The organism is Nocardiopsis sp. NPDC101807, assembly GCF_044766605.1.
Taxonomy (GTDB): Bacteria; Actinomycetota; Actinomycetes; order Streptosporangiales; family Streptosporangiaceae; genus Nocardiopsis; species Nocardiopsis tropica.
Genome location: NZ_JBIWMK010000002.1, coordinates 611,725 through 632,702, shown reverse-complemented (window position 1 = coordinate 632,702; position 20,978 = coordinate 611,725). Strand labels below are relative to the sequence as shown.

Below are 20,978 nucleotides of genomic sequence, written 5' to 3'. Positions count from 1 at the left end.
CCGCTTTCCCCGGCCCGTCAGCCGACGCGCCTCCAGTCCGCGTTGGCGCCGCACACGACCAGGCAGGGGCGCTCCCCGGGGACCCGCCCGGCGAGCCAGGCGGCGAAGGGCACGGCCGCCGCCGGCTCGGTGGCGATCCGGAACTCCTGCCACAGGCGGTCCTGCGCCTCGACGATCTCGGCGTCGTCCACGAGCGCCGGGGTCACCGGGTCGGCGCGCAGCACCTCGAACGGAACGCGGCCGAGGGTGGACGCGCCCAGGGCGGAGGCGGCCACCGAGTCCACGTGGGTCTGCACCGGCCGACCCGCCGCCAGCGCGGCGTGCAGGCTCTGGCAGCCCTCGGGCTCCACGCCCACGACCTCGCGTCCGCCCGCTCCCAGACGCACGCCGGCGACGAGCCCGCCCCCGCCGACGGCGACCGCGATCGTGTCGCACTCGGGCGCGTCCGTGGCGATCTCCAGACCGATCGTGCCCTGGCCCGCGACGACCAGGGCGTCGTCGAAGGCGTGGAGGTAGCGCACGCCCTCCGCCTCCGCACGGGCCCTGGCGGCCTCGGCGGCCACGGCGTAGTGCTCGCCCAGCCGGACGATCTCGGCCCCGGTGGCGGCCAGCGGCGCCGCCTTAGCCTCGGGGACGGTCTCGGGCACGTACACCGTGGCGCGCAGGCCCAGCAGCCGCGCGGCGGTCGCCACGCCCAGCCCGTGGTTGCCGCCGGAGGCGGTGATGACCCGCTCGGTCGGCTCCCCGCCGAGCAGCGCGTTGAGGGCCCCGCGCAGCTTGAACGCGCCCGTGCGCTGGAGGTGCTCCAGCTTCAGGGACACCGGACGGCCGTCCACCTCGGTGTGCAGCACGGGGGTCCGCCGGGCATAGGGCGCGATGCGCTCCGCCGCCGCGCGGACGTCGGTGGCGGTGGGCGTGAGCGCGGCGTGCGCGGTCTTGGTGCTCATGTCTCCACTCTGCCGCTACTGACGATTAACTTAAAGTTGGGTCTGCTAAAGATCAGTAAGCAGAACTTTGTACCGGATGTCGTTTGGAGGAGGTCGCCGTGCTGGACGCCAACCGGCTGCGCGTGCTCGTGGAGATCGCGCACGCGGGATCCATCGCCGCCGCGGCCGAACGACTGTCGTTCACCCCGCCCGCCCTCTCCCAGCAGCTCACCAAGCTCGAGCGCGAGGTCGGCTGCGCCCTGGTCGAGCGAGGACGCACGGGGGCCACCCTCACCGGGGCGGGGCGGGTGCTGCTCGAGCACGGCGAACGCGTCCTGGGCGAGCTGCGCGACGCCGAGACCGCCGTCCGCGCGTTCGCGGGGGTGGTCCCCGACCGGCTGTCCCTGGGGGCCTTCGCCAGCGCGGGCAAGGTCCTGCTGCCGGCCACCCTCGCCGCCTTCGGGCGCGAGCACCCGCACGTGCGGCTGTCCCTGTCCGACATCGAGCCGCCCGGAGGGTACGGACTGGTCGCCTCCGGCGAGCTGGACCTGCTCGTCACGCACCGCTACCCGGGCGTGCCCCTGCCGCGGGCCGGCGGCCTGCACCGCGAACGCGTCCTCGTCGACCCGCTGCTCGCGGTCGCCCCCACCGGGCACGCCCTCGGCGACCACGACCTGGGGCTGGCGGACCTGGCCGACGAGGAGTGGATCTGCGGGGCGCCCGGCATCCACAACCGCGTCAGCCTGGACACCGCGGCGGCCGCGGCCGGGGTCCGCCTGACCGTGGCCTACGAGACCCGCGACTACGAGGTCGCCCTCGCGCTCATCGAGGCCGGGGTCGGTGTGGCGCTCGTCCCGAGCAGCATCCTGGGAGCCGCGCCCCCGGGACGCCGGGTGAGCCGCCCCCTGCGCGACGCCCGCCTGGCCAGGGAGATCTACGCCGTCCACCGGCGGCGGCCGACCGGGCCCGTCCACGCCATGGTCACGATGCTGCGCGGGGTGGCGGACCGTGCCCTGGGGGCGGCACCGGACCTCCCCTGAGGCGGGGACGGCCGGAGCCCGGCCCCGGGGCGGGGGTCACAGCGGCGGCGCCCCGGGCGGCAGGGGGGCGTTCCACCGGTACCGCAGCGCGAGGAGCCGCACGGCGAAGCAGACCAGGGCGCCGACCACCGCCACCAGGCCCGTGCCGAACCCGGCCACGTTCGCGAGCACGACGAACGCGGCGCCGAGCATCGCCGGGATGGCGTACAGGTGCGAGTTGGCGCTGAGCACCGTCGGCACCCGGTTGAGCAGCACGTCGCGGACGGTGCCGCCGCCGACACCGGTGATCGCGCCCAGCAGGACCGCCTGGAGCGGGCCGAACCCCATCTCCTGGGCCTTGGTCGCGCCGATCACCGCGAACAGGCTCAGGCCCGCCGCGTCGAACAGCAGGATCGGCCTGGACAGGTGCGTCAGCTGGCGGCTGAGGAAGAAGGCCAGCGTGCCGCCGACGAGCGCGGTCGTGATGTAGCGCCAGTCCTGGAAGGTCGCCGGGGTCACCCCCAGCAGGACGTCGCGGATGATGCCGCCGCCGATGGCGGTGACCAGGCCGAGGGACAGCACACCGACGATGTCCACCCGGGCGGTGCGGATGGCCGTCAGGGCCCCGTCGACGGCGAACGCCAGGATGCCGACGAGGTCGAGGACGAGGAGGAGGCTCTGCGTGGACATGGGGATGCGCCGGTGCGGCGGTTCCTTCCGGATCGGGCCTGGTGACGACCCGCAATTCCATCATGCCCCGGCACGCGCACGGTCCGTTCGGGGGGTGACGCGCCGCACGCGGGCGCTCCGCCGGGCCGCGCTCCCCTCGCACGTCCGCGGCCGTCCGCCGTGCGCGTGCGGTCCGCTTCCGCGCCGCCCACGGCCTCCCGCGCGGTCCCGGGGGGCGCAAACCCGTGGAATAGCCGCGTGTCGGACCTTCCCCCCACCCCGGGCAGGGGCCACCATCGTGGTTGACCCACCGGGCTGCGGGCGGAACGAGGCACATGGAACACCTGGACGCGATCATCATCGGCATGGGACCGGGCGGCGAGACGGTCGCGAGCCGTCTGCTCGAGGCGGGCAGGCGGGTCGCCGTCATCGAACGCGAACTCGTCGGCGGCGAGTGCGGCTACTACGCCTGCATCCCCACCAAGGTGCTGCTGCGCCCCCCGGAGGTGCGCGCGGAGGCCGCCGGCGCGGCGGGCGTCTCCCGGCCGGACCTCGACTGGCCCCGGCTGCGCGAGTACCGCGACCAGATGATCCGCCACCTCGACGACTCCGAGCAGGTCCAGGGGTACCGGGACCAGGGCGCGCTGGTGTTCAAGGGCGAGGGGCGCGTGATCGGCCGCGACCCGTGGCGCGTGGCGGTGGGGGACACCGAGCTCACGGCCGACCACGTGGTCGTCGCCACCGGATCCTCGGCCGTGCGCCCGCCGATCGACGGCCTCGACGCCCTGGACGAGTCCATGGTGTGGACCAACCGGGAGGCCACCACCCTCACGGAGATCCCCCGCAGCGCCCTCGTGGTCGGCGGCAGCGCCGTCGGCGTCGAACTGGGGCAGTTCCTGTCCCGGATGGGCGCCGCGGTGACGGTCGTCCAGCGCGGGCCCCGTCTGGTGAACCGCGAGGAACCGCGGCTGTGCGAGCTGATCGGCGACCAGTTCGCCCGCGACGGCATCTCCGTGCACCTGGGGGCCCAGGTCGCCTCGGTGGCCAGGGACGGCGACGGCGTGCTGGCCACCCTCGACAACGGCGAGCGCGTCCGCGCCGACGTGGTGGTGCTCGCCACCGGGCGGCGGCCCCGGACCGACGGCCTCGGGCTGGAGGAGGCCGGCGTACGCACGGAACGGAGCGGCCTGCCGGTGGACGAGCGCTGCCGGGCGGAGCCGGGCCTGTGGGGCATCGGCGACGCGACCGGGGTGTCGATGTTCACCCACGTGGCCAAGTACCAGGGGCGCGTCGTCGCCGACAACATCCTGGGCACGGAGCGCACCGCCGACTACACGGCGGTTCCCCGGGTGATCTTCTCGGAGCCCGAGATCGCGGCGGTGGGGCTCACCGCCGGGCAGGCGGTGGAGCGGGGGATCGACGCGGTCACCGCCGAGGCCGACCTGCCCGACTCCCTGGCCCGGCCCTGGACCTACGGGACCGACCCGCGCGGCACGCTCGGGCTGGTCGCCGACCGCGGGCGCGGGGTCCTGGTCGGCGCGTGGGCGTTCGGGCCGATGGCCTCGGAGTGGATCCACACCGCCGCGCTGGCGATCCGGGCCGGGATCCCGGTGGCGACCCTGCTCGACTCCGTCCCCCAGTTCCCGACCTTCAACGAGGCCTACCTGATCGCGCTGGAGAAGCTGGGGGCCTAGCGGCCGGACCGGGACCGCGGCGTCAGCCGGAGGAGGCCAGGGTGGCCTCCTCCTCGGCCTCCACGCTGCGGTTCCACTCGGCCTTGGAGGCCTGCCAGCCGTCCTCGTCGCGGCCCAGGCGCCAGTAGCCGGAGATGGACAGGCTCTCCTTGGCCAGCCCGTACTCGACGCGTAGGAGGCGGCGCAGGTCGCGGACGAACCCCGCCTCGCCGTGCACGAACGCGTGCACGGCGCCCCCGGGGAGGTCGAGCGCGCGCACGGCCGGGACCAGGAGGGATCCGACGGGCTCGTCGCCGCGGTGCAGCCAGTGCACGTGGACGTCGTCGTGGACGTCGAGCTTGTGCTCCTCCTCGGGCCCGTGGACCTCGACGAACACGTGCGCGGTGCGGCTGGCCGGAAGCCGCTCCACGGAGGCGGCGATGGCGGGGAGGGCGCTCTCGTCCCCGGCCAGCAGGTGCCAGTCGGCGCCGGGGTCGGGGGAGTAGCCGCCGCCCGGCCCCAGCATGCACAGCCGGTCGCCGTGCGAGGCGCCCGCCGCCCAGGCCCCGGCCAGGCCGGTGCTGCCGTGGTGGACGAAGTCGATGGTCAGCCGGCGGGAGTCGGGGTCCCAGGCGCGCACGGTGTAGGTGCGGGTGACCGGCCACTCCTCGCGGGGGCGCTCGGCGCGGATCCGGTCCGGGTCGAGGGGTTCCGGGTCACCGGGGGCGAGCGGCGGGAACAGGAGCTTGACGTAGCTGTCGGTGTGGCCCCCCGTCGCGAACGAGGAGAGACCGTCACCGCCGAACACGACCCGGACCATGTGCGGTGTCAGCTGCTCGACCGACTCCACCCGTCCCGTGTGGACGGTCCTCTTCGGACGTTCCCGCCGCTCTGCCATGGTGTCCCCGTTCTCGCGTCGTTGGTTAGGCAAGCCTAACCACCCCACACGGTAGGGCACCCTGTGCCAACAGGGCAAACCGCCGCGAACCACGGGGCTGATCCGGGACCGGACCCGAACCGCCACGGACGTTCCCGCGCGGGGAGGGCCGGGACGCGTGAGGCCCCCTCACGCGTCCCCGGCGCCGCCCGTGCGGGCCCGGAGGCCCGCCCCCTACGCCGCGTCGGTGCGGTCCCTGCCGCGGTCCGCGCCCCCGCCCGGGGCGGGCCGGGTGAACGCCCCGTGCAGCTCGCGGTCCCCGTCCGCGGCACCGGCCCGCAGGGCGGCCAGCCAGGCCGCCCCGCCCTCCGTGCACCCGGCCGCGACGACCTCCGACCCGGCGGTGCCCATCGTCAGCTTGCGGGTGAGGGCCGACCGCACCGGTTCGGAATGCGCGAGCACGCCGCCCGCCAGCACCACGGGCAGGCGCTCGCCGGGGTTGCGCACCTGGTGCACCGAGTGCGCCAAGTGCCCGGCGGCGGCGTCCACGATCACCACGGCCGCCGGGTCGCCCAGCGCATACGCCTCGCTGACCAGCGGCGCGAGCGCGGCGAGTGCGATCGGGGGCGCCGCGGTCAGGGTCCGGGCGAAGTTCCTGGCGTGCTCCTGGGGTAGGTGGGCCCCCTCGTCCACCGGCCTCTGGCCGGGGATGACGCGCTTGGCCACCGCCCGCGCCAGCGGGCTGAGGTCGCCGCCCAGGGACAGCTGCCGCGCCGTCTCCTTGGCCGCGTGGTGCCCGATCCAGAACGCCGAGCCGTCGTCGCCGATCAGCCACCCCATGCCGTCCGCGGACCGGGTCCGCCGGCGGTCGTCGATCCGGGTGGCGATCGCCCCGGTCCCGGCGATCAGCACCGTGCCGTGCGCGGACGGGGTCCCGGCGGCGAAGGCCACCTCGTCGTCCCCGGTGAAGACACCCCGTCCGGCGGCCAGCCCGGCCTCGTGCAGGGCGCGCTCCATCCGTGCGCGCACGCCCGCGTCGCGGAGCGCGGAGACCCCGGCCAGGCCCACCACCCCTGCCGCCACCGCGTCGCGAGCCCCCTGCCCGGCTTGGTCCAGGGCCTCGGAGACCGCCTCGGCGAGCCGGTCGGCGGCCGTGTCCACGCCGTGCGCGTTGGGGTTGGCCCCTCCGGACCGGGCCCGGCCCAGGCGCTCGCCGGAGAGCGTGGTGACCAGGGCGCGGGTGGCGGTGCCGCCCGCGTCCACCCCCACCACGAGTCTGCGCCGACCGTCGCGGGACGGGTGGTCGGACGGGGCCATGAGGGAAGGGGTCGTACGTTTCACACGGTAGGGGTGCCCCCTGGGACGGCGGATTACTCCTCGGTCCCGCGCCTGTGGACGACGGCCGCGGCGTCGGGGACCGTGCGCGCGACCGCCGCCCCGTCCCGTGGGCCCGGAGGGACACGGGCCGCAGGGGAGCGGGCGGCCCGCCCCGGCGGGGGCCGGGCGCCGGGGGACGATCGCGCCGACACGCGGAAAACCAGTGGCGCCGAGCCGGGCGCGGCTGAGAGGCTCGGCCCATGGCAGGCGCTCACCACCCCGGTCCCCCCCGCAACGACGATCCAGGATGGGCCGTGCGCACGAGCACGGAGCAGGAGTACCCCGAGTTCGCGGCGGTCTTCTCGGAGGCCATCGGCCTGCCGGTGGAGAGGCTCCTCCACGAGGAGCGGGACTTCCCCAGCGCTGAGTACGACCGCGCCCTGGTCGCCCTGGACGGTGAGCGGATCGTCGGCACCACCATGGCGTACTCGCTCACCCTCACCGTGCCCGGGGGCCCGCGCAGGGCCGCGGGGATCACCGCCGTGGGCGTGTGGCCCACGTACCGGCGCAGGGGCGTGCTCAGCGCGCTGATGCGCCGCCAGCTGGCGGACGTCCGCGAGCGCGGCGAGAAGCTCGCGGTCCTGTGGTCCTCGGAGGGCACGATCTACGGCCGCTTCGGCTACGGACCGGCGGTCCGGCAGTTCAACGGATCCGTCCAGCTCGCCCACGCCGCGCTGCGGCCCGGGGCCCCGCGCGACCCGGACCTCGCCGTCGACCTCACCGAACCCGGGTCCGTCCGCGGCGAGATCGAGGAGCTGCACCGCCGGACGGCCTCCGCCCGCAACGGCCACATCCTCAGGAAGCCCGGCTGGTGGGGATGGCTCCTGCACGACGCGGAGCGGGACCGCGAGGGCGCCGGGCCGCTGCGCGCCGCCCTCGTGCGCGGCCCCGACGGCGTCGAGGGCTACGCCCTCTACCGCGTCCTGCACCAGTGGGAGGACGGCCTCCCCACGGGGGAGGTCCGGGTCCGGGAGACCGTCGCGGCCACGGCCCGTGCCAGGGTCGCCCTGTACGACCACCTGTTCTCCAGGGACCTGGTCTCCTCGGCGCGCCTGGGCAACCTCGCCGAGGACGACATCCTCACCGTGCTGCTGGCCGACCCGCGCCGACTGGCGCGCAGGGACTTCGACTCCCTGTGGGTACGCCTGGTGGACCTTCCCGGAGCCCTGGCCGAACGCTCCTACGCCACGCCCCTGGACACCGTCCTGGAGGTCACCGACCGGTTCGCCCCCTGGAACGCCGGTCGCTGGCGGCTCAGGGCCGGCGGCGGGGAGGCCCGCGCCGAGGCGGCCGACGCGGCCCCCGACCTGACACTGGACGCGTCCCACCTGGGCGCCGTGTACCTGGGGCGCGGTTCCCTCACCGCCTTCGTGGACGCGGGCCTGGCCGTCGAGCACGCCCCGGGAGCGGCCGCCCGCCTGGACACCGCGCTGCACGTCCCCCGCGCCCCCCTGTGCACCACGGACTTCTGACCGACCGCGAAGACACGAAGAACGGTAGTACCGGCATGACAGAGAACCCCGAGACCGAGAGAACCGCGTGGACCGTGCGCGGCACCGACCGGGACGAGTTCCCCGAGGTGCTCAGGGTCGTGGGCGAGGCCCTCCTCATGGGCGACGACCCGGACACGATCGTGGAGCGCGCCCTCCCCTTCCACGACTCCGTCGGCTACGACCGCGTCCTCGTCGCGGTCGACGGGGAGGGGGACGGGGAGGAGGTCGTGGGCGCCACCAACCACTTCCCCTTCGAGATGGCGCTGCCCGGCGGGCCCCGTGCGGTCGCGGGGATCACCGCCGTGGGCGTGTGGCCCACGTACCGGCGCAGGGGCGTGCTCAGCGCGCTGATGCGCCGGCAGCTGGCCGACGTCCACGCCTCCGGCGGCAGGTACGCGGCCCTGTGGGCCTCGGAGGGGGCCATCTACGGCCGCTTCGGCTACGGCCCGGCCGCGACCGAGATGGAGACGGCCGTCCAGCGCCAGTACGGCGTGCTGCGCCCGGACGCTCCCCGGGACCCCGCCCTGCGTGTCCGGCTCGCCGACCCGGCCGGGGTCCGCGACGACCTCGCGCGCGTGCACCGCGAGGTGGCGGCGGCCCAGGTCGGCCAGTTCCAGCGCGGGAGCCACTGGTGGGACAGGATCCTGCTGGACAAGCCCGGCTCACGCGGCGGGAAGAGCCCGAGGCTGGCCGCCGTCGTGAGCGGACCGGACGGCCCCCTGGGCTACGCCCTCTACCGCACCCTGAACAAGTGGGCGGACGACGGGGCCGGGGGAGAGGTGCACGTCGAGGAGGTCCTGGCGACCGCCCCCGCCGCCTGGACGGCCCTGTTCGAGCACCTGTTCAACCGCGACCTCACGAGCAGGGTCAAGTTCGACTTCCTGGCGGTGGACAACCCGCTGCGCCACCTGGCCGTGGACAGGGACCGCGTCGTCCCCACGCTCTACACGTCCCTGTGGCTGCGGCTGGTGGACGTGCCGGGGGCGCTCGCCGAGCGCTCCTACGCGGTCCCGGTGGAGGCGGTCGTGGAGGTCGCCGACCGCCACGCGCCGTGGAACGCCGGACGGTGGAGGATCGCCGCCGAACGCGGGGGAGCCCGGGTGGAGGCCGTACAGGACGCCCCGGACGTCTCCCTGGACGTGTCGCACCTGGGCGCCGCCTACCTGGGGCAGACCTCCCTGGAGGGGTACCTGCGCGCGGGACTGCTCACCGAGCACACCCCCGGCGCCGTGGCCGGACTGGACGCGGCCCTGCACCGGTCGGACGCCCCGTTCTGCGGCCGCATCTTCTGACCGCCGCCCGACGCGGGACGCCCCGCTCCCGCCGCAGGGGGACGGCCGGCCCGCAGGCGCCCCTCCCGCCGCCCTGACGGGCGCGGGACGGGGCGCGGTCCCGCCGCGCGGGCCGATCCGCCGCCCCGGGCGCCGGAGCTCCCCGCCGCCGACACCCTCCCCGCCGCCCGCCGGCGCCCCGCCCCGCAGCTCCGCGGCCCGCCTCGGCGGACCGGCCCGCGACCCCGCCGCGCGGGGGCGCGTGTCCGCGCCCGGAGAGCGGGATACTGGTCGCCGCGGCGGCGCCGCCCGGCCCTCCGGACGGCCGGGGAACGCGGTGCGGGCGGCGCGGCGCGTGAGCAGAGACCGTAGCGGCAGGAACACGTGACACGGATGTAACTGTCACCTGTAACGCTTCCGTGCACGGCTTCGGACCCGCCTCCGGCCCGCCGGGGGCGCCCACTCATCGACGACAGGGAGACACACTCTGATGACCGATACGATCCAGGCGATCCTGGATGCCGTCGTTTCCTTCGTGTGGGGACCGTTCTTCCTGATACCCCTGCTCCTGATCGTGGGCGTCTACCTCACCATCAGACTGGGCGGGCTCCAGTTCCGCGTGCTCGGGCACGCGCTGTGGCTGGCGCTCATCCGCCGCACCGAGGGCGGCCAGGCCAAGGGCGACATCTCCCACTACCAGGCGCTCAGCACCGCCCTCGCGGCCACCGTGGGCGTCGGCAACATCGCGGGCGTGGCCCTGGCGATCGGCGTCGGAGGACCCGGGGCCCTCTTCTGGATGTGGGTCACCGGCGTCCTGGGCATGGCCACCAAGTACAGCGAGGCCCTGCTCGGCGTGAAGTACCGCCGCCCCGACTCCAAGGGCGAGATGAGCGGCGGCCCGATGTTCTACCTGCGCCACGGGTTCGCCGAGAAGTTCGGCCCCGGCAGCGGAGGGGCCAGACTCGGCCTGGTGCTCGGCACCCTGTTCGCACTCTTCGGCGCCGTGGCCTCCTTCGGCATCGGCAACATGACGCAGGCCAACGCCGTCGCGGGCCAGCTCGACTCGACCTTCGGCGTGCCGACCTGGCTCTCCGGGATCGTCATGGTCGTGCTGGTCGCCGCGGTCATCCTCGGCGGCATCAAGAGCATCGGCCGCTTCGCCGCCGGCGTCGTGCCGTTCATGATCATTGCCTACGTCCTGGCCGCCCTCGTGGTCCTGGCCGTCTACGTCACCGAGATCCCCGCGGCCATCGCCCTGATCTTCACCGACGCCTTCACCGGCACCTCCGCGGTCGGAGGGTTCCTGGGCTCGGCGTTCATCCTCGCGATGCAGCAGGGCATGGCGCGCGGCATGTTCTCGAACGAGTCGGGCCTGGGCACCGGCGGCATCGCCGCCGCCGCGGCCAAGACCGCGCACCCGGTCCGCCAGGCGATGGTCTCCATGACCCAGACCTTCATCGACACCATCATCGTCGTGACGATGACGGGCCTGGTCATCATCGTCACCGGCGCCTGGCACGCCGAGGCGGACACGGGCGACGGCGCCCTGATGACCAACTGGGCCATGAGCGAGGCCCTGGGCTCCATCTCGCCGGGGCTGGCCCCGGTCGGCGGCGCCATCGTGGCGATCAGCCTGATGTTCTTCGCCTTCACCACGCTGGTCGGCTGGTCCTACTACGGCGAGCGCTGCCTGGACTACCTGGTCGGCCGCAAGGCGGTCTTCCCGTTCCGCATCGTGTTCGTCCTGGTCGTGTACGTCGGCGCCACGACCGACCTCAGCATCGCCTGGGCGTTCAGCGACGCGGCCAACGGCCTGATGGCGGTCCCCAACCTCATCGGCCTGCTGGTGCTCAGCGGGGTCATCGTCGCGGAGACCAAGAAGTACTTCTCGGACCCGGACTGGAAGAAACCCGACCTGGTGGACGCCCGTCAGCAGTGACGGGGGCGCCGGAGCGGATCCGGACGGGGTGAACGGGGGTGCGGCCGCGGCCGCACCCCCGTTCCGTGTTCCGGGGAGCCCGAGGGGCGGTTCCGCCGGGGGGGAGGGCGCCGTGCGGGACGCGGGGACGGGGCGCCCCGCGGCGTGTCCCGCCCGCCGCGGCGACGGGCCGCATGGATGCCGTGAGGATTCGCCACCGGTTCCGCATGGAAGCCGTTAGGAGCGGCATCGGCGCAGTTCCAGGGGGTTTGTATGGGTTTCAGGCCTTCGAGGCCCGTGCCCCGGACAGGAGGGGCACACCCTTCACCCCAGGGAGCAGCCCCGTGCTCGACGTCGTCTACGTGCTCACCGCGCTCGCCGCCTTCGCGCTGGTCGGCGTGATCGGCCGGGGGGTCGCGAAGCTGTGACCGCCTTCGACCTCCTCGCGGCCGCGCTCGCGGTGGCCGCGGTCGCCTACCTCGTGTACGCCCTCGTCAAACCGGAGCGGTTCTGATGGCCGTCCTCCTCGCGGTGCTCCCCGCCGCCGCCGTCGCGCTGGTCCTCGCCCTGCTGTACCGGCCTCTGGGCGAGTACATGGCACGGGTGTTCACCTCCCCCCGCGACCTCGCGGTCGAGCGGGGCTTCTACCGGCTCATCGGGGTGGACCCGGCGTCCGAGCAGTCCTGGCAGGCGTACCTGCGCGGAGTGCTCGCCTTCTCCGCGGTCGGCCTGCTGTCCCTGTACCTGCTCCAGCGGCTCCAGTCGGCGCTGCCCCTCTCCCTCGGTCTGCCGCCCGTCCCCGAGGGGCTCGCGTTCAACACCGCGGCGTCGTTCGTGACGAACACCAACTGGCAGTCGTACTCGCCGGAGTCGACCGTGGGCCACCTCGTGCAGTTCGGCGGGCTGGCCGTCCAGAACTTCGTCTCGGCCGCCGCGGGCCTCGCGGTCGCGGTCGCCCTGGTCCGCGGACTGGCGCGCCGCCGGTCGGGCACGATCGGCAACTTCTGGGTCGACCTGACCCGCGGAACGCTGCGCATCCTCCTGCCGATCTCCCTGGCCGCGGCCGTGGTCCTGATCGCGGGCGGCGTCGTCCAGAACCTCGGCGGCTTCACCGAGGTCCGGACCCTCACCGGCGCGACGCAGACGATCCCCGGCGGAACGGCGGCCTCCCAGGAGGCGGTCAAGCTCCTGGGCACGAACGGCGGCGGCTACTTCAACGCGAACTCCGCGCACCCGTTCGAGAACCCCGCACCGTGGACCAACCTGTTCGAGATCGTCCTCATGCTGGCGATCCCGTTCTCGCTGCCGCGCACCTTCGGCCGGATGGTCGGCGACCACCGGCAGGGCTACGCCGTCCTCGCCGCCATGGCGGCGATCTTCGCGGTCTCCCTGACCGCCCTCACCGTCCTGGAGCTGAACGGCGCCGGAGCGGCGCCCGAGGCCGCCGGAGCGGCTCTGGAGGGCAAGGAGCAGCGGTTCGGCGTCATCGCCTCCGCCCTCTTCGGCTCGGCGAGCACCCTGACCTCGACCGGCGCGGTCAACTCGATGTTCGACTCCTACACCGCCCTCGGCGGCATGGCGCCGATGGTCAACATGATGCTCGGCGAGGTCGCGCCCGGCGGTGTCGGCTCCGGCCTCTACGGGATGCTGGTGCTCGCCCTCCTGGCCGTCTTCGTCGGGGGCCTCCTGGTCGGCCGCACCCCGGAGTACCTCGGCAAGAGGATCGGTCCGCGCGAGATCAAGCTCGCCAGCCTGTACATCCTCGTCTCCCCGACCCTGGTCCTCGCGGGTACGGCGCTCAGCTTCGCCGTACCCGCCGTCCGCGCCGGTGTGGAGGCGACCTCGATCCTGAACCCCGGCCTCCACGGCCTGTCCGAGGTGCTGTACGCGTTCACGTCGGCGTCCAACAACAACGGTTCGGCCTTCGCGGGGCTGACCGCGAACACGCCCTGGTTCAACACCGCGCTGGGCATCGCCATGCTGCTGGGGCGGTTCGTCCCGATCGTGTTCGTCCTCGCCCTGGCCGGAGCTCTCGCCGCCCGGGACAGGGCGCCCGCGACCAGCGGCACCCTGCCCACCCACAGGCCGCAGTTCGTCGGCCTGCTGATCGGAGTCACCGTTGTGGTGACCGCCCTGACCTACTTCCCCGTGCTCGCGCTGGGCCCCCTGGCGGAAGGACTGTAACCGACCATGACCACGACATCCCGCACACCCGTCGACCAGGCGCCGCCGAGCGCCGCCCCCGGGGCCGCCGGAGCCCGCCGCAGGGCGTTCGGACCGGCCCAGGTCGCCGCCGCGCTCCCCGGGGCGCTGCGCAAGCTCGACCCGCGGACCATGTACCGCAACCCCGTCATGTTCGTCGTCGAGGTCGGGGCCGCGCTCACCACGGCCATGGCGGTCGCCGAACCGTTCCTCGGGGGCCCCGAGGCGTCCGGGGGCTCACCGGTCCCGGCGGGCTTCACCTGGGCGATCGCCTGCTGCCTCTGGCTGACCGTGCTCTTCGCCAACCTGGCCGAGTCCGTCGCCGAGGGCAGGGGCAGGGCCCAGGCCGACAGTCTGCGCAGGACCCGGACCAGTACCGCGGCGAACCTGGTGGTCGGCTACGCCCCGGAAACCGACCCCTCCGCGGAGGACACCGCGACACGCCCGGTCTCCTCGGCCGACCTCGGCCCGGGGGACGTCGTGGCCGTCTCGGCGGGCGAACCGGTCCCCGGCGACGGCGACATCGTCTGGGGCATCGCCTCGGTGGACGAGTCGGCGATCACCGGCGAGTCCGCACCCGTGGTGCGCGAGTCCGGCGGCGACCGCAGCGCCGTCACCGGCGGCACCCGCGTGCTCTCGGACCGGATCGTCGTCCGCATCACGTCCAGGCCGGGGGAGACCTTCGTCGACAGGATGATCGCCCTGGTCGAGGGCGCCGCGCGGCAGAAGACCCCCAACGAGATCGCGCTCAACATCCTGCTGGCGAGCCTGTCGGTCGTCTTCGTGGTCGTCGCCCTCACACTGCACCCGATCGCCTCCTACGTCGGGGCGCCGGTCAGCGTCCCCGTCCTGGTCGCGCTGCTCGTGTGCCTGATCCCCACCACCATCGGCGCCCTGCTGTCCGCCATCGGCATCGCCGGCATGGACCGCCTCGTGCAGCACAACGTGCTGGCCGTGTCCGGCCGCGCCGTCGAGGCCGCCGGCGACGTGACCACCCTGTTGCTGGACAAGACCGGCACCATCACCCACGGCAACCGCAGGGCCAGTGACTTCGTGCCCCTGGAGGGCGTGCGGAAGCAGGACCTGGTCCGCTCCGCGGCGCTGGCCTCCCTGGCCGACCCCACCCCCGAGGGCACCTCCGTCGTGGAACTCGCCCGCGCCCAGGGGGTGGCGGTGGACGCCGCGACCCCCGGCGAGGTCGTCCCCTTCACCGCCCAGACCCGGATGAGCGGTGTCGACCTGCCCGACGGCACCCTGATCCGCAAGGGCGCGGGCTCGGCGGTGCTCGCCTGGGCCCGGGAGACGGGACCCGTGGGCCCCGTCGTCCGCACGGAGCTGGAGGACCGGGTCGGACGGATCTCCGACAGCGGGGGCACACCGCTGGTCGTGGCGGTGCGCGGACCCTCGGGACACACCGCCGTACTGGGCGTGATCCACCTCAAGGACGTGGTCAAGGAGGGCATCGCCGAACGCTTCGCGCAACTCCGCGCGATGGGCATCCGCACCGTGATGGTCACCGGGGACAACCCCCTGACGGCGAAGGCGATCGCCGCCGAGGCCGGGGTGGACGACTTCCTCGCCGAGGCCACCCCGGAGCAGAAGCTCGCCCTCATCCGCAGGGAGCAGGAGGGGGGCAACCTCGTCGCGATGACCGGGGACGGCACCAACGACGCCCCCGCGCTGGCCCAGGCCGACGTCGGCGTGGCGATGAACACCGGCACCTCGGCGGCCAAGGAGGCCGGGAACATGGTGGACCTGGACTCGGACCCCACCAAGCTCATCGACGTGGTCCGCATCGGCAAGCAGCTGCTCATCACCCGGGGGGCGCTGACCACGTTCTCCGTCGCCAACGACATCGCCAAGTACTTCGCGGTCGTCCCGGCCATGTTCGCCGGCGTCTTCCCCGGCCTGGGCGCGCTGAACGTCATGGGCCTGGCCTCTCCCGCGTCCGCGATCATGTCGGCGATCGTCTTCAACGCCGTGATCATCGTGGTCCTCATCCCGCTCGCGCTGCGCGGCGTCCGGTACCGGCCCCTGCGCGCCTCGCAGATCCTCGGCCGCAACCTGCTCGTCTACGGCCTCGGCGGAGTGGTGGCGCCCTTCGCCGGCATCAAACTGATCGATCTCGCCGTCAGCCTCCTTCCCGGTTTCTGACGGCCCCGAAGGGAGACACCCGCCATGGGTTCCGCACGCGTCCTGCTCCGCCACCACGGAACCGCCCTCCGGGCGTTCCTGATCCTCACCGTCGTCCTGGGCCTGGCCTACCCGCTGGCCGTGACCGGCGTCGGCCGGCTGCTCATGCCGGAACGCGCCGACGGCTCGCTCGCCAGGGCACAGGACGGCACGGTCGTCGGCTCGTCCCTGATCGGGCAGTCCTTCACCGGCGCCGACGGCGCACCGCTGCCCGAGTGGTTCCAGTCCCGGCCCTCCGCCGCCGGCGACGGACACGACGCCGGGGCCTCCGGAGGGAGCAACCTCGGCCCGGAGAACCCCGGCCTCGTGGACACCGTCGAGGAACGGCGGGCGGCGGTCGCGGCGTTCGAGGGGGTCCACCCCGACCGCGTCCCCGCGGACGCCCTGACCGCCTCGGGCTCCGGCCTGGACCCGCACATCAGCCCCGGGTACGCGCTGCTCCAGGCGCCGCGCGTCGCGGAGGCGCGGGGGGTGCCGGTGGCGGACGTCCAGGACCTGGTCCGGCGTAGTATCGAGCCCCGGGACCTGGGGTTCCTGGGCGAGGAAAGGGTCAACGTCCTGAGGCTGAACCTCGCCGTCGACGGGTGGGGGGCGCAAGGCAGATGAGGAAAGGCCGGCTGAGGGTCTTCCTGGGCGCCGCCCCCGGGGTCGGCAAGACCTACACCATGCTCGAGGAGGGGCGGCGCCTGCGCGAGGAGGGCGGGGACGTCGTGGTCGCCGTCGTCGAGACGCACGGCCGCTGCGGCACGGCGGCGATGGCCGAGGGCGTCGAGACGGTGCCCCGGACGACGGTGTCCCACCGGGGCGTCGGCCTGGCCGAGATGGACCTGGACGCCGTCCTGGCGCGCCGTCCGGGGACGGCGCTGGTCGACGAGTACGCGCACACCAACGCCCCGGGGGCGCGCCACGAGAAGCGCTGGGAGGACGTGTCGGCGCTCCTGGCGGCCGGGATCGACGTCATCACGACCGTCAACATCCAGCACATCGAGTCCCTCAACGACGTCGTCCAGCGGATCACCGGCGTTCCGCAGCGCGAGACCGTCCCGGACCAGGTGCTGCGCGCCGCCGACCAGATCGAACTGGTCGACCTGGCGCCGCAGGCCCTCCGGGACCGCCTGGCGGCGGGGAACGTCTACCCCGCCGAGCGCATCGACGCCGCCCTGTCCAACTACTTCCGCCTGGGCAACCTCACCGCGCTGCGCGAGCTCGCGCTGCTGTGGCTGGCGGACGAGGTGGACAGCGCGCTGAAGGACTACCGGGCCGAGCACCGCATCGACAGCACGTGGGAGGCCCGGGAGCGCGTCGTCGTGGCCCTGACCGGGGGCCCCGAAGGGGAGACCCTGCTCCGCAGGGGCGCGCGCATCGCCGCGCGCTCCTCCGGGGGCGAGCTCCTGGCCGTGCACGTCAGCAGCCAGGAGGGTCTGCGCGAGGGCCGCCCCGGGGCACTCGCCGCGCAGCGCGCCCTGACCGAGAAACTCGGGGGCACCTTCCACCAGGTGGTCGGCGACGGCATCCCCGAGTCCCTCGTCGGGTTCGCCCGCGCGGTGAACGCCACCCAGCTGGTCATCGGCATCAGCCGCAGGGGGCGCCTCGCCACCGCCCTGACCGGACCCGGGATCGGCGCCACCGTCATCCGCGAGTCCGGCGGCATCGACGTCCACATCGTCAACCACGCGGCGGCCGGGGGACGCTTCGCGCTCCCCCGCCCGGGCGGGGCGCTGAGCGCCAGGCGCCGCCTCCTGGGCTTCGCCCTCTCGGTGCTCGGCGGCCCCGTCCTGACCTGGCTGCTCGCCGGCCAGCGCAGCGCCGAGTCCATCGTCGTCGAGGTCCTGGCCTACCAGCTGCTGGTCATCGTCGTCGCGCTCGTCGGGGGCGTCTGGCCCGCGCTGTACACCGCCGTCCTGTCGGCGGTCACCCTGGACTACTTCTTCATCGAACCGGTGCGGACCATCACGGTCGACGAGCCGATCCACCTGCTCGCCCTGGTCCTCTACGTCGCCAACGCCTCCCTCGTCAGCTACATCGTCGACCAGGCGGCGCGCCGGTCGCGCTCCGCCCAGCGGGCCGGGGCGGAGTCCGAGCTCCTCGCCACGGTCGCGGGCAGCGTCCTGCGGGGGCAGGACGCCCTCCAGGCGCTGGTGGACCGCACCAGGGAGGCGTTCGGGCTGGACGCCGTGCGACTGCGCGCGGGGGAGGACGTCCTGTGCGCGTCCGGGCAGCCCCGGGGCGGGGAGGAGCCCGCCCTCGTGCGGGTCGGCGACCGCGCCTCCCTCGAACTCCACGGCGCCGATCCGGGCGCCTCCGAGAGGCGGCTCCTCGGCGTGATCGCCGCGCAGATCGACGCGGCCCTCGAACACCAGGACCTCAGCGACACGGCCAGCGAGGTCGGCCCCCTCGCCGAGAACGACCAGGTGCGCAGCGCCCTGCTGTCGGCGGTCAGCCACGACCTGCGCAGGCCGCTGACGGCGGCGACCACCGCGGTCAGCAGCCTGCGCTCGTCCGAGGTCAGCTGGTCCCCCGCGGACCGCGACGAACTGCTCGCCACGGCGGAGGAGAGCCTGACCACGCTGACCGGCCTGGTGACCGACCTCCTCGACGTGAGCCGCATCCAGGCCGGCGCCCTCGTGGTCTCGCTCGCCGCCACCGACGTCGACGAGGTGATCCTGCCGTCCCTGGACGAGCTGGACCTCGGTCCCGCCGACGTCGACCTGGACCTGGACCCCGACCTGCCGTGCGTGCGCGCGGACGCGGGCCTGCTGCAACGGGCCATCGTCAACATCCTCGCCAACGCCGTCCGGTTCTCGCCGGGGGACCGCAGTGCGCGCGTGGCCACGAGCGCGTTCGGGGACACCGTGCAGATCCGCGTCATCGACCACGGGGGCGGCGTTCCGCCCGACCGGCGGGACCAGCTGTTCGTGCCGTTCCAGCGCCTGGGCGACACCGACAACACCACCGGGCTCGGCCTGGGGCTCAGCCTCTCCAAGGGCTTCGTGGAGGGGATGGGGGGCGGGCTCTCCGCCGAGGACACCCCCGGCGGAGGGCTGACGATGGTCATCTCCCTGCCCGTCGCCGACGGGCAGACTTCTGGAAGGACGGACCGGTGAAGATCCTCGTCGCCGACGACGACCCGCAGATCCTGCGGGCACTGCGGGTCACCCTGCGCGCACGCGGCTACGACATCGTCGTCGCCACGAACGGCGCCGACGCCCTCAGGGCCGCCGTCGACCAGCGCCCGGACCTGTACCTGATCGACCTGGGCATGCCCCGCCTGGACGGCGTCGGGGTCATCGAGGGCATCCGGGGGTGGACGAGCGCCCCCATCCTCGTCGTCTCCGGGCGCACCGACTCCGTGGACAAGGTCCGTGCCCTGGACTCCGGGGCGGACGACTACATCACCAAGCCCTTCGCCATCGACGAACTGCTGGCGCGCGTCCGCGCCCTGACCCGCCGGGGCGTGGGCGGCGACTCGGACCCGGTCGTGCGGGTGGGGGACCTGACCGTCGACCTCTCCGCCAAGACGGTGACCCGGCCCGGCCCCTCCGGAGGAGAGCTCGTCCGGCTGACGCCCACCGAGTGGCGCCTCCTGGAGATCCTCGTCCGCCACTCGGGCAAGCTCGTGACGCGGCAGACGCTCCTCTCCGACATCTGGGGGTCCGAACACGTCCACGACACCGGCTACCTGCGCCTGTACGTCTCCCAGATCCGCAAGAAGATCGAACCGGAGCCGAAGTCGCCGCGCTTCCTGATCACCGAGCCCGGCATGGGATACCGCTTCCTGCAGGGCGGCTCCGACGGCGGGGAGGCGTGAGCCCGGCCCCCGGGCGAAGACCGGGGCCACCGCGTAGGAGCCGGACCGGCGTGCGCGCCGGACGACGGCTGCGGGACCCCTTCCAGCGGGTCAGCCCGCCGCAGCTCACCGTGCTGACGTTCGCGCTCCTCGTGCTCTGCGGGGCGGGTCTGCTGGCGCTCCCCGCCGCCGCCGAGAGCGGGGAGCGGACGCCGTTCTCCACCGCCCTGTTCACCTCCACCTCGGCGGCCAGCGTGACCGGCCTCGCGGTGGTCGACACGGGGGGCCACTGGTCCCCCCTGGGCGAGGCCGTGATCCTGGCGCTCATCCAGGTGGGCGGTTTCGGCATCATGGCCCTGGCGACCGTGCTCACACTCGTGGTGGGCCGCCACCTGGGCCTGCGCATGGCCGTGCGCGCCGGCTCGGAGACCAAGGCCCTCACCCTCGGGGAGGTGCGCCGGATCACCCTGGGCATCCTCACGGTGACCCTCGTCTTCGAGGCGGCCGTCACGGCGGTCCTCACCCTGCGCTGGTGGCTCGGGTACGACCTCCCCCTCGGCTCCGCGGCCTACCTGGGCCTCTTCCACGCGGTCTCGTCCTTCAACAACGCCGGCTTCTCGCCCTTCGCCGACAGCCTCATGGGGTACGCCACCGACCCGTGGATCACGGTGCCCGTCGCGGTGGGGGTGGTGGCGGGCGGTCTGGGGTTCCCGGTGTGGGTGGAACTGTGGCGGTTCGCGCGCCGCCGGGGTGAGCGGCACACCTGGACGATCCACGCCAGGATCACCCTGTCCGTCACGGGGTGCCTGCTGGCGGTCGGCTTCGCCGCCTTCCTGGCCCTGGAGTGGGACAACCCGGCCACGATGGGCGGACTGGACCTGCGGGGCAAGCTCCTCACCGGGTTCTTCCAGGCGGTCATGCCGCGCACGGCCGGCTTCAACAGCCTGGACTTCGGTGCGATGAACACCCAGACACTGCTGGTCACCGACCTCCTGATGTTCGTCGGCGGCGGCAGCGCGGGCACCGCCGGCGGCATCAAGGTGACGACGTTCGCGGTCCTGCTGTTCGTGGTCCTGGCCAACGTGCGCGGGGAGCCCACCGTCCACGTCGGCCACCGCCGCCTGGGCGAGGGCGTCGCCTCCCAGGCGGTCACCGTGGTGCTGCTGTCCCTGTCCCTGGTCCTCGCCGGCACGCTCGCGCTGATGACGATGACCACCTTCACCCTGGACGAGATCCTGTTCGAGACGACGTCGGCCTTCGCCACGGTCGGCCTGTCGACCGGCATCACCGCGGACCTCCCGGTCGCGGGGCAGGCGGTGCTCGTCTTCTTGATGTTCGTCGGCAGGATCGGCCCGATCGCCCTGGCGTCGGCCCTGGCGCTGCGGCGCCGGGCGCGCGCCTACGAGCTGCCCGAGGAGCGCCCCATCGTGGGCTGAGGAGCCTTCCGCCCCCACGGGCGGGGGGGGGCCCCCCCCCCGCGGCGCCCCCCCCCCCCCCCGCCCCGGGGCGCGACACCCAGAGCCCCACGCGGGCCCCCCCCCCCCCGCGAGGGAGCAGGGGAGGTGCCCCCACC

Annotated in this window: 17 protein-coding genes; 13 read left to right on the top strand and 4 right to left on the bottom strand. The window is 74.2% G+C overall.

Annotated features, from left to right (window positions below; all coding sequences use genetic code 11):
• Nucleotides 1–17: 17 nt before the first annotated feature.
• The gene (locus tag ACIRPH_RS08005; protein WP_402910826.1) at nt 18–947 is read right to left on the bottom strand and encodes a threonine/serine dehydratase; all 930 of its coding nucleotides are present in this window, start codon (nt 945–947) and stop codon (nt 18–20) included.
• 98 nt (nt 948–1,045) lie between these two features.
• Here ACIRPH_RS08005 and ACIRPH_RS08000 point away from each other — a divergent pair, with 98 nt between their 5' ends.
• Nucleotides 1,046–1,966: a LysR substrate-binding domain-containing protein gene (locus tag ACIRPH_RS08000; RefSeq protein WP_402910825.1), complete on the top strand. Its 921-nt coding sequence runs from the start codon at nt 1,046–1,048 to the stop codon at nt 1,964–1,966.
• A gap of 36 nt (nt 1,967–2,002) precedes the next feature.
• Here ACIRPH_RS08000 and ACIRPH_RS07995 read toward each other — a convergent pair whose 3' ends face one another.
• Complete coding sequence (locus ACIRPH_RS07995) at nt 2,003–2,635, bottom strand: trimeric intracellular cation channel family protein (RefSeq protein ID WP_402910823.1); 633 nt, start codon at nt 2,633–2,635, stop codon at nt 2,003–2,005.
• 314 nt (nt 2,636–2,949) lie between these two features.
• Between ACIRPH_RS07995 and ACIRPH_RS07990 the strand changes: the two genes are divergently transcribed.
• Nucleotides 2,950–4,308, top strand: a complete 1,359-nt coding sequence (locus ACIRPH_RS07990) for a dihydrolipoyl dehydrogenase family protein (protein ID WP_402910820.1) — start codon at nt 2,950–2,952, stop codon at nt 4,306–4,308.
• A 22-nt stretch (nt 4,309–4,330) separates the two neighbouring features.
• Here the strand turns inward: ACIRPH_RS07990 and ACIRPH_RS07985 are convergent, their stop codons facing one another.
• Nucleotides 4,331–5,185: a siderophore-interacting protein gene (locus tag ACIRPH_RS07985; protein WP_402910817.1), complete on the bottom strand. Its 855-nt coding sequence runs from the start codon at nt 5,183–5,185 to the stop codon at nt 4,331–4,333.
• Between the two features lie 213 nt (nt 5,186–5,398).
• Entirely contained in the window at nt 5,399–6,427 is a 1,029-nt protein-coding gene (locus ACIRPH_RS07980) for an N-acetylglucosamine kinase (protein ID WP_402911659.1), read from the bottom strand.
• 314 nt (nt 6,428–6,741) lie between these two features.
• Between ACIRPH_RS07980 and ACIRPH_RS07975 the strand changes: the two genes are divergently transcribed.
• From ACIRPH_RS07975 to ACIRPH_RS07925, 11 genes are all read left to right on the top strand, one after another.
• Entirely contained in the window at nt 6,742–8,013 is a 1,272-nt protein-coding gene (locus ACIRPH_RS07975; RefSeq protein WP_402910815.1) for a GNAT family N-acetyltransferase, read from the top strand.
• Between the two features lie 35 nt (nt 8,014–8,048).
• On the top strand, nt 8,049–9,326 hold the full coding sequence (locus ACIRPH_RS07970) for a GNAT family N-acetyltransferase (protein ID WP_402910812.1): 1,278 nt from the start codon (nt 8,049–8,051) through the stop codon (nt 9,324–9,326).
• Between the two features lie 469 nt (nt 9,327–9,795).
• On the top strand, nt 9,796–11,244 hold the full coding sequence (locus ACIRPH_RS07965; RefSeq protein ID WP_402910810.1) for an alanine/glycine:cation symporter family protein: 1,449 nt from the start codon (nt 9,796–9,798) through the stop codon (nt 11,242–11,244).
• 248 nt (nt 11,245–11,492) lie between these two features.
• Complete coding sequence (locus ACIRPH_RS07960) at nt 11,493–11,651, top strand: hypothetical protein (RefSeq protein WP_402910807.1); 159 nt, start codon at nt 11,493–11,495, stop codon at nt 11,649–11,651.
• Entirely contained in the window at nt 11,648–11,737 is a 90-nt protein-coding gene (locus ACIRPH_RS07955; protein ID WP_402910805.1) for a potassium-transporting ATPase subunit F, read from the top strand. Before ACIRPH_RS07960 ends, ACIRPH_RS07955 begins: the two co-directional genes overlap by 4 nt.
• Nucleotides 11,737–13,407: a potassium-transporting ATPase subunit KdpA gene (gene kdpA / locus ACIRPH_RS07950; RefSeq protein ID WP_402910803.1), complete on the top strand. Its 1,671-nt coding sequence runs from the start codon at nt 11,737–11,739 to the stop codon at nt 13,405–13,407. The genes ACIRPH_RS07955 and kdpA overlap by 1 nt, the downstream gene beginning before the upstream one ends.
• Nucleotides 13,408–13,413: 6 nt before the next feature.
• Nucleotides 13,414–15,579, top strand: coding sequence for a potassium-transporting ATPase subunit KdpB (gene kdpB / locus ACIRPH_RS07945; RefSeq protein ID WP_402910800.1), 2,166 nt, complete (start codon nt 13,414–13,416; stop codon nt 15,577–15,579).
• Nucleotides 15,580–15,603: 24 nt separating this feature from the next.
• Nucleotides 15,604–16,224 (top strand): potassium-transporting ATPase subunit KdpC, encoded by a 621-nt coding sequence (gene kdpC, locus ACIRPH_RS07940; RefSeq protein ID WP_402910798.1) that lies wholly within the window; start codon nt 15,604–15,606, stop codon nt 16,222–16,224.
• The gene (locus ACIRPH_RS07935; protein ID WP_402910796.1) at nt 16,221–18,722 is read left to right on the top strand and encodes an ATP-binding protein; all 2,502 of its coding nucleotides are present in this window, start codon (nt 16,221–16,223) and stop codon (nt 18,720–18,722) included. Before kdpC ends, ACIRPH_RS07935 begins: the two co-directional genes overlap by 4 nt.
• Nucleotides 18,719–19,426, top strand: coding sequence for a response regulator transcription factor (locus ACIRPH_RS07930; RefSeq protein WP_402910794.1), 708 nt, complete (start codon nt 18,719–18,721; stop codon nt 19,424–19,426). The genes ACIRPH_RS07935 and ACIRPH_RS07930 overlap by 4 nt, the downstream gene beginning before the upstream one ends.
• Before the next feature lie 50 nt (nt 19,427–19,476).
• A complete protein-coding gene (locus ACIRPH_RS07925; protein ID WP_402910791.1) occupies nt 19,477–20,841 on the top strand; it encodes a TrkH family potassium uptake protein in 1,365 nt (454 codons plus the stop codon).
• The last annotated feature ends 137 nt before the right edge of the window (nt 20,842–20,978 follow it).

Coding starts and splice junctions, on each gene's coding strand:
- kdpA (WP_402910803.1), top strand. CDS start 11,737: ATGGCCGTCCTCCTCGCGGTGCTCCCCGCCGCCGCCGTCGCGCTGGTC.
- ACIRPH_RS07935 (WP_402910796.1), top strand. CDS start 16,221: ATGAGGAAAGGCCGGCTGAGGGTCTTCCTGGGCGCCGCCCCCGGGGTC.
- ACIRPH_RS07970 (WP_402910812.1), top strand. CDS start 8,049: ATGACAGAGAACCCCGAGACCGAGAGAACCGCGTGGACCGTGCGCGGC.
- kdpB (WP_402910800.1), top strand. CDS start 13,414: ATGACCACGACATCCCGCACACCCGTCGACCAGGCGCCGCCGAGCGCC.
- ACIRPH_RS07990 (WP_402910820.1), top strand. CDS start 2,950: ATGGAACACCTGGACGCGATCATCATCGGCATGGGACCGGGCGGCGAG.
- ACIRPH_RS07985 (WP_402910817.1), bottom strand. CDS start 5,185: ATGGCAGAGCGGCGGGAACGTCCGAAGAGGACCGTCCACACGGGACGG.
- ACIRPH_RS07965 (WP_402910810.1), top strand. CDS start 9,796: ATGACCGATACGATCCAGGCGATCCTGGATGCCGTCGTTTCCTTCGTG.
- ACIRPH_RS07995 (WP_402910823.1), bottom strand. CDS start 2,635: ATGTCCACGCAGAGCCTCCTCCTCGTCCTCGACCTCGTCGGCATCCTG.
- ACIRPH_RS08005 (WP_402910826.1), bottom strand. CDS start 947: ATGAGCACCAAGACCGCGCACGCCGCGCTCACGCCCACCGCCACCGAC.
- ACIRPH_RS07975 (WP_402910815.1), top strand. CDS start 6,742: ATGGCAGGCGCTCACCACCCCGGTCCCCCCCGCAACGACGATCCAGGA.
- kdpC (WP_402910798.1), top strand. CDS start 15,604: ATGGGTTCCGCACGCGTCCTGCTCCGCCACCACGGAACCGCCCTCCGG.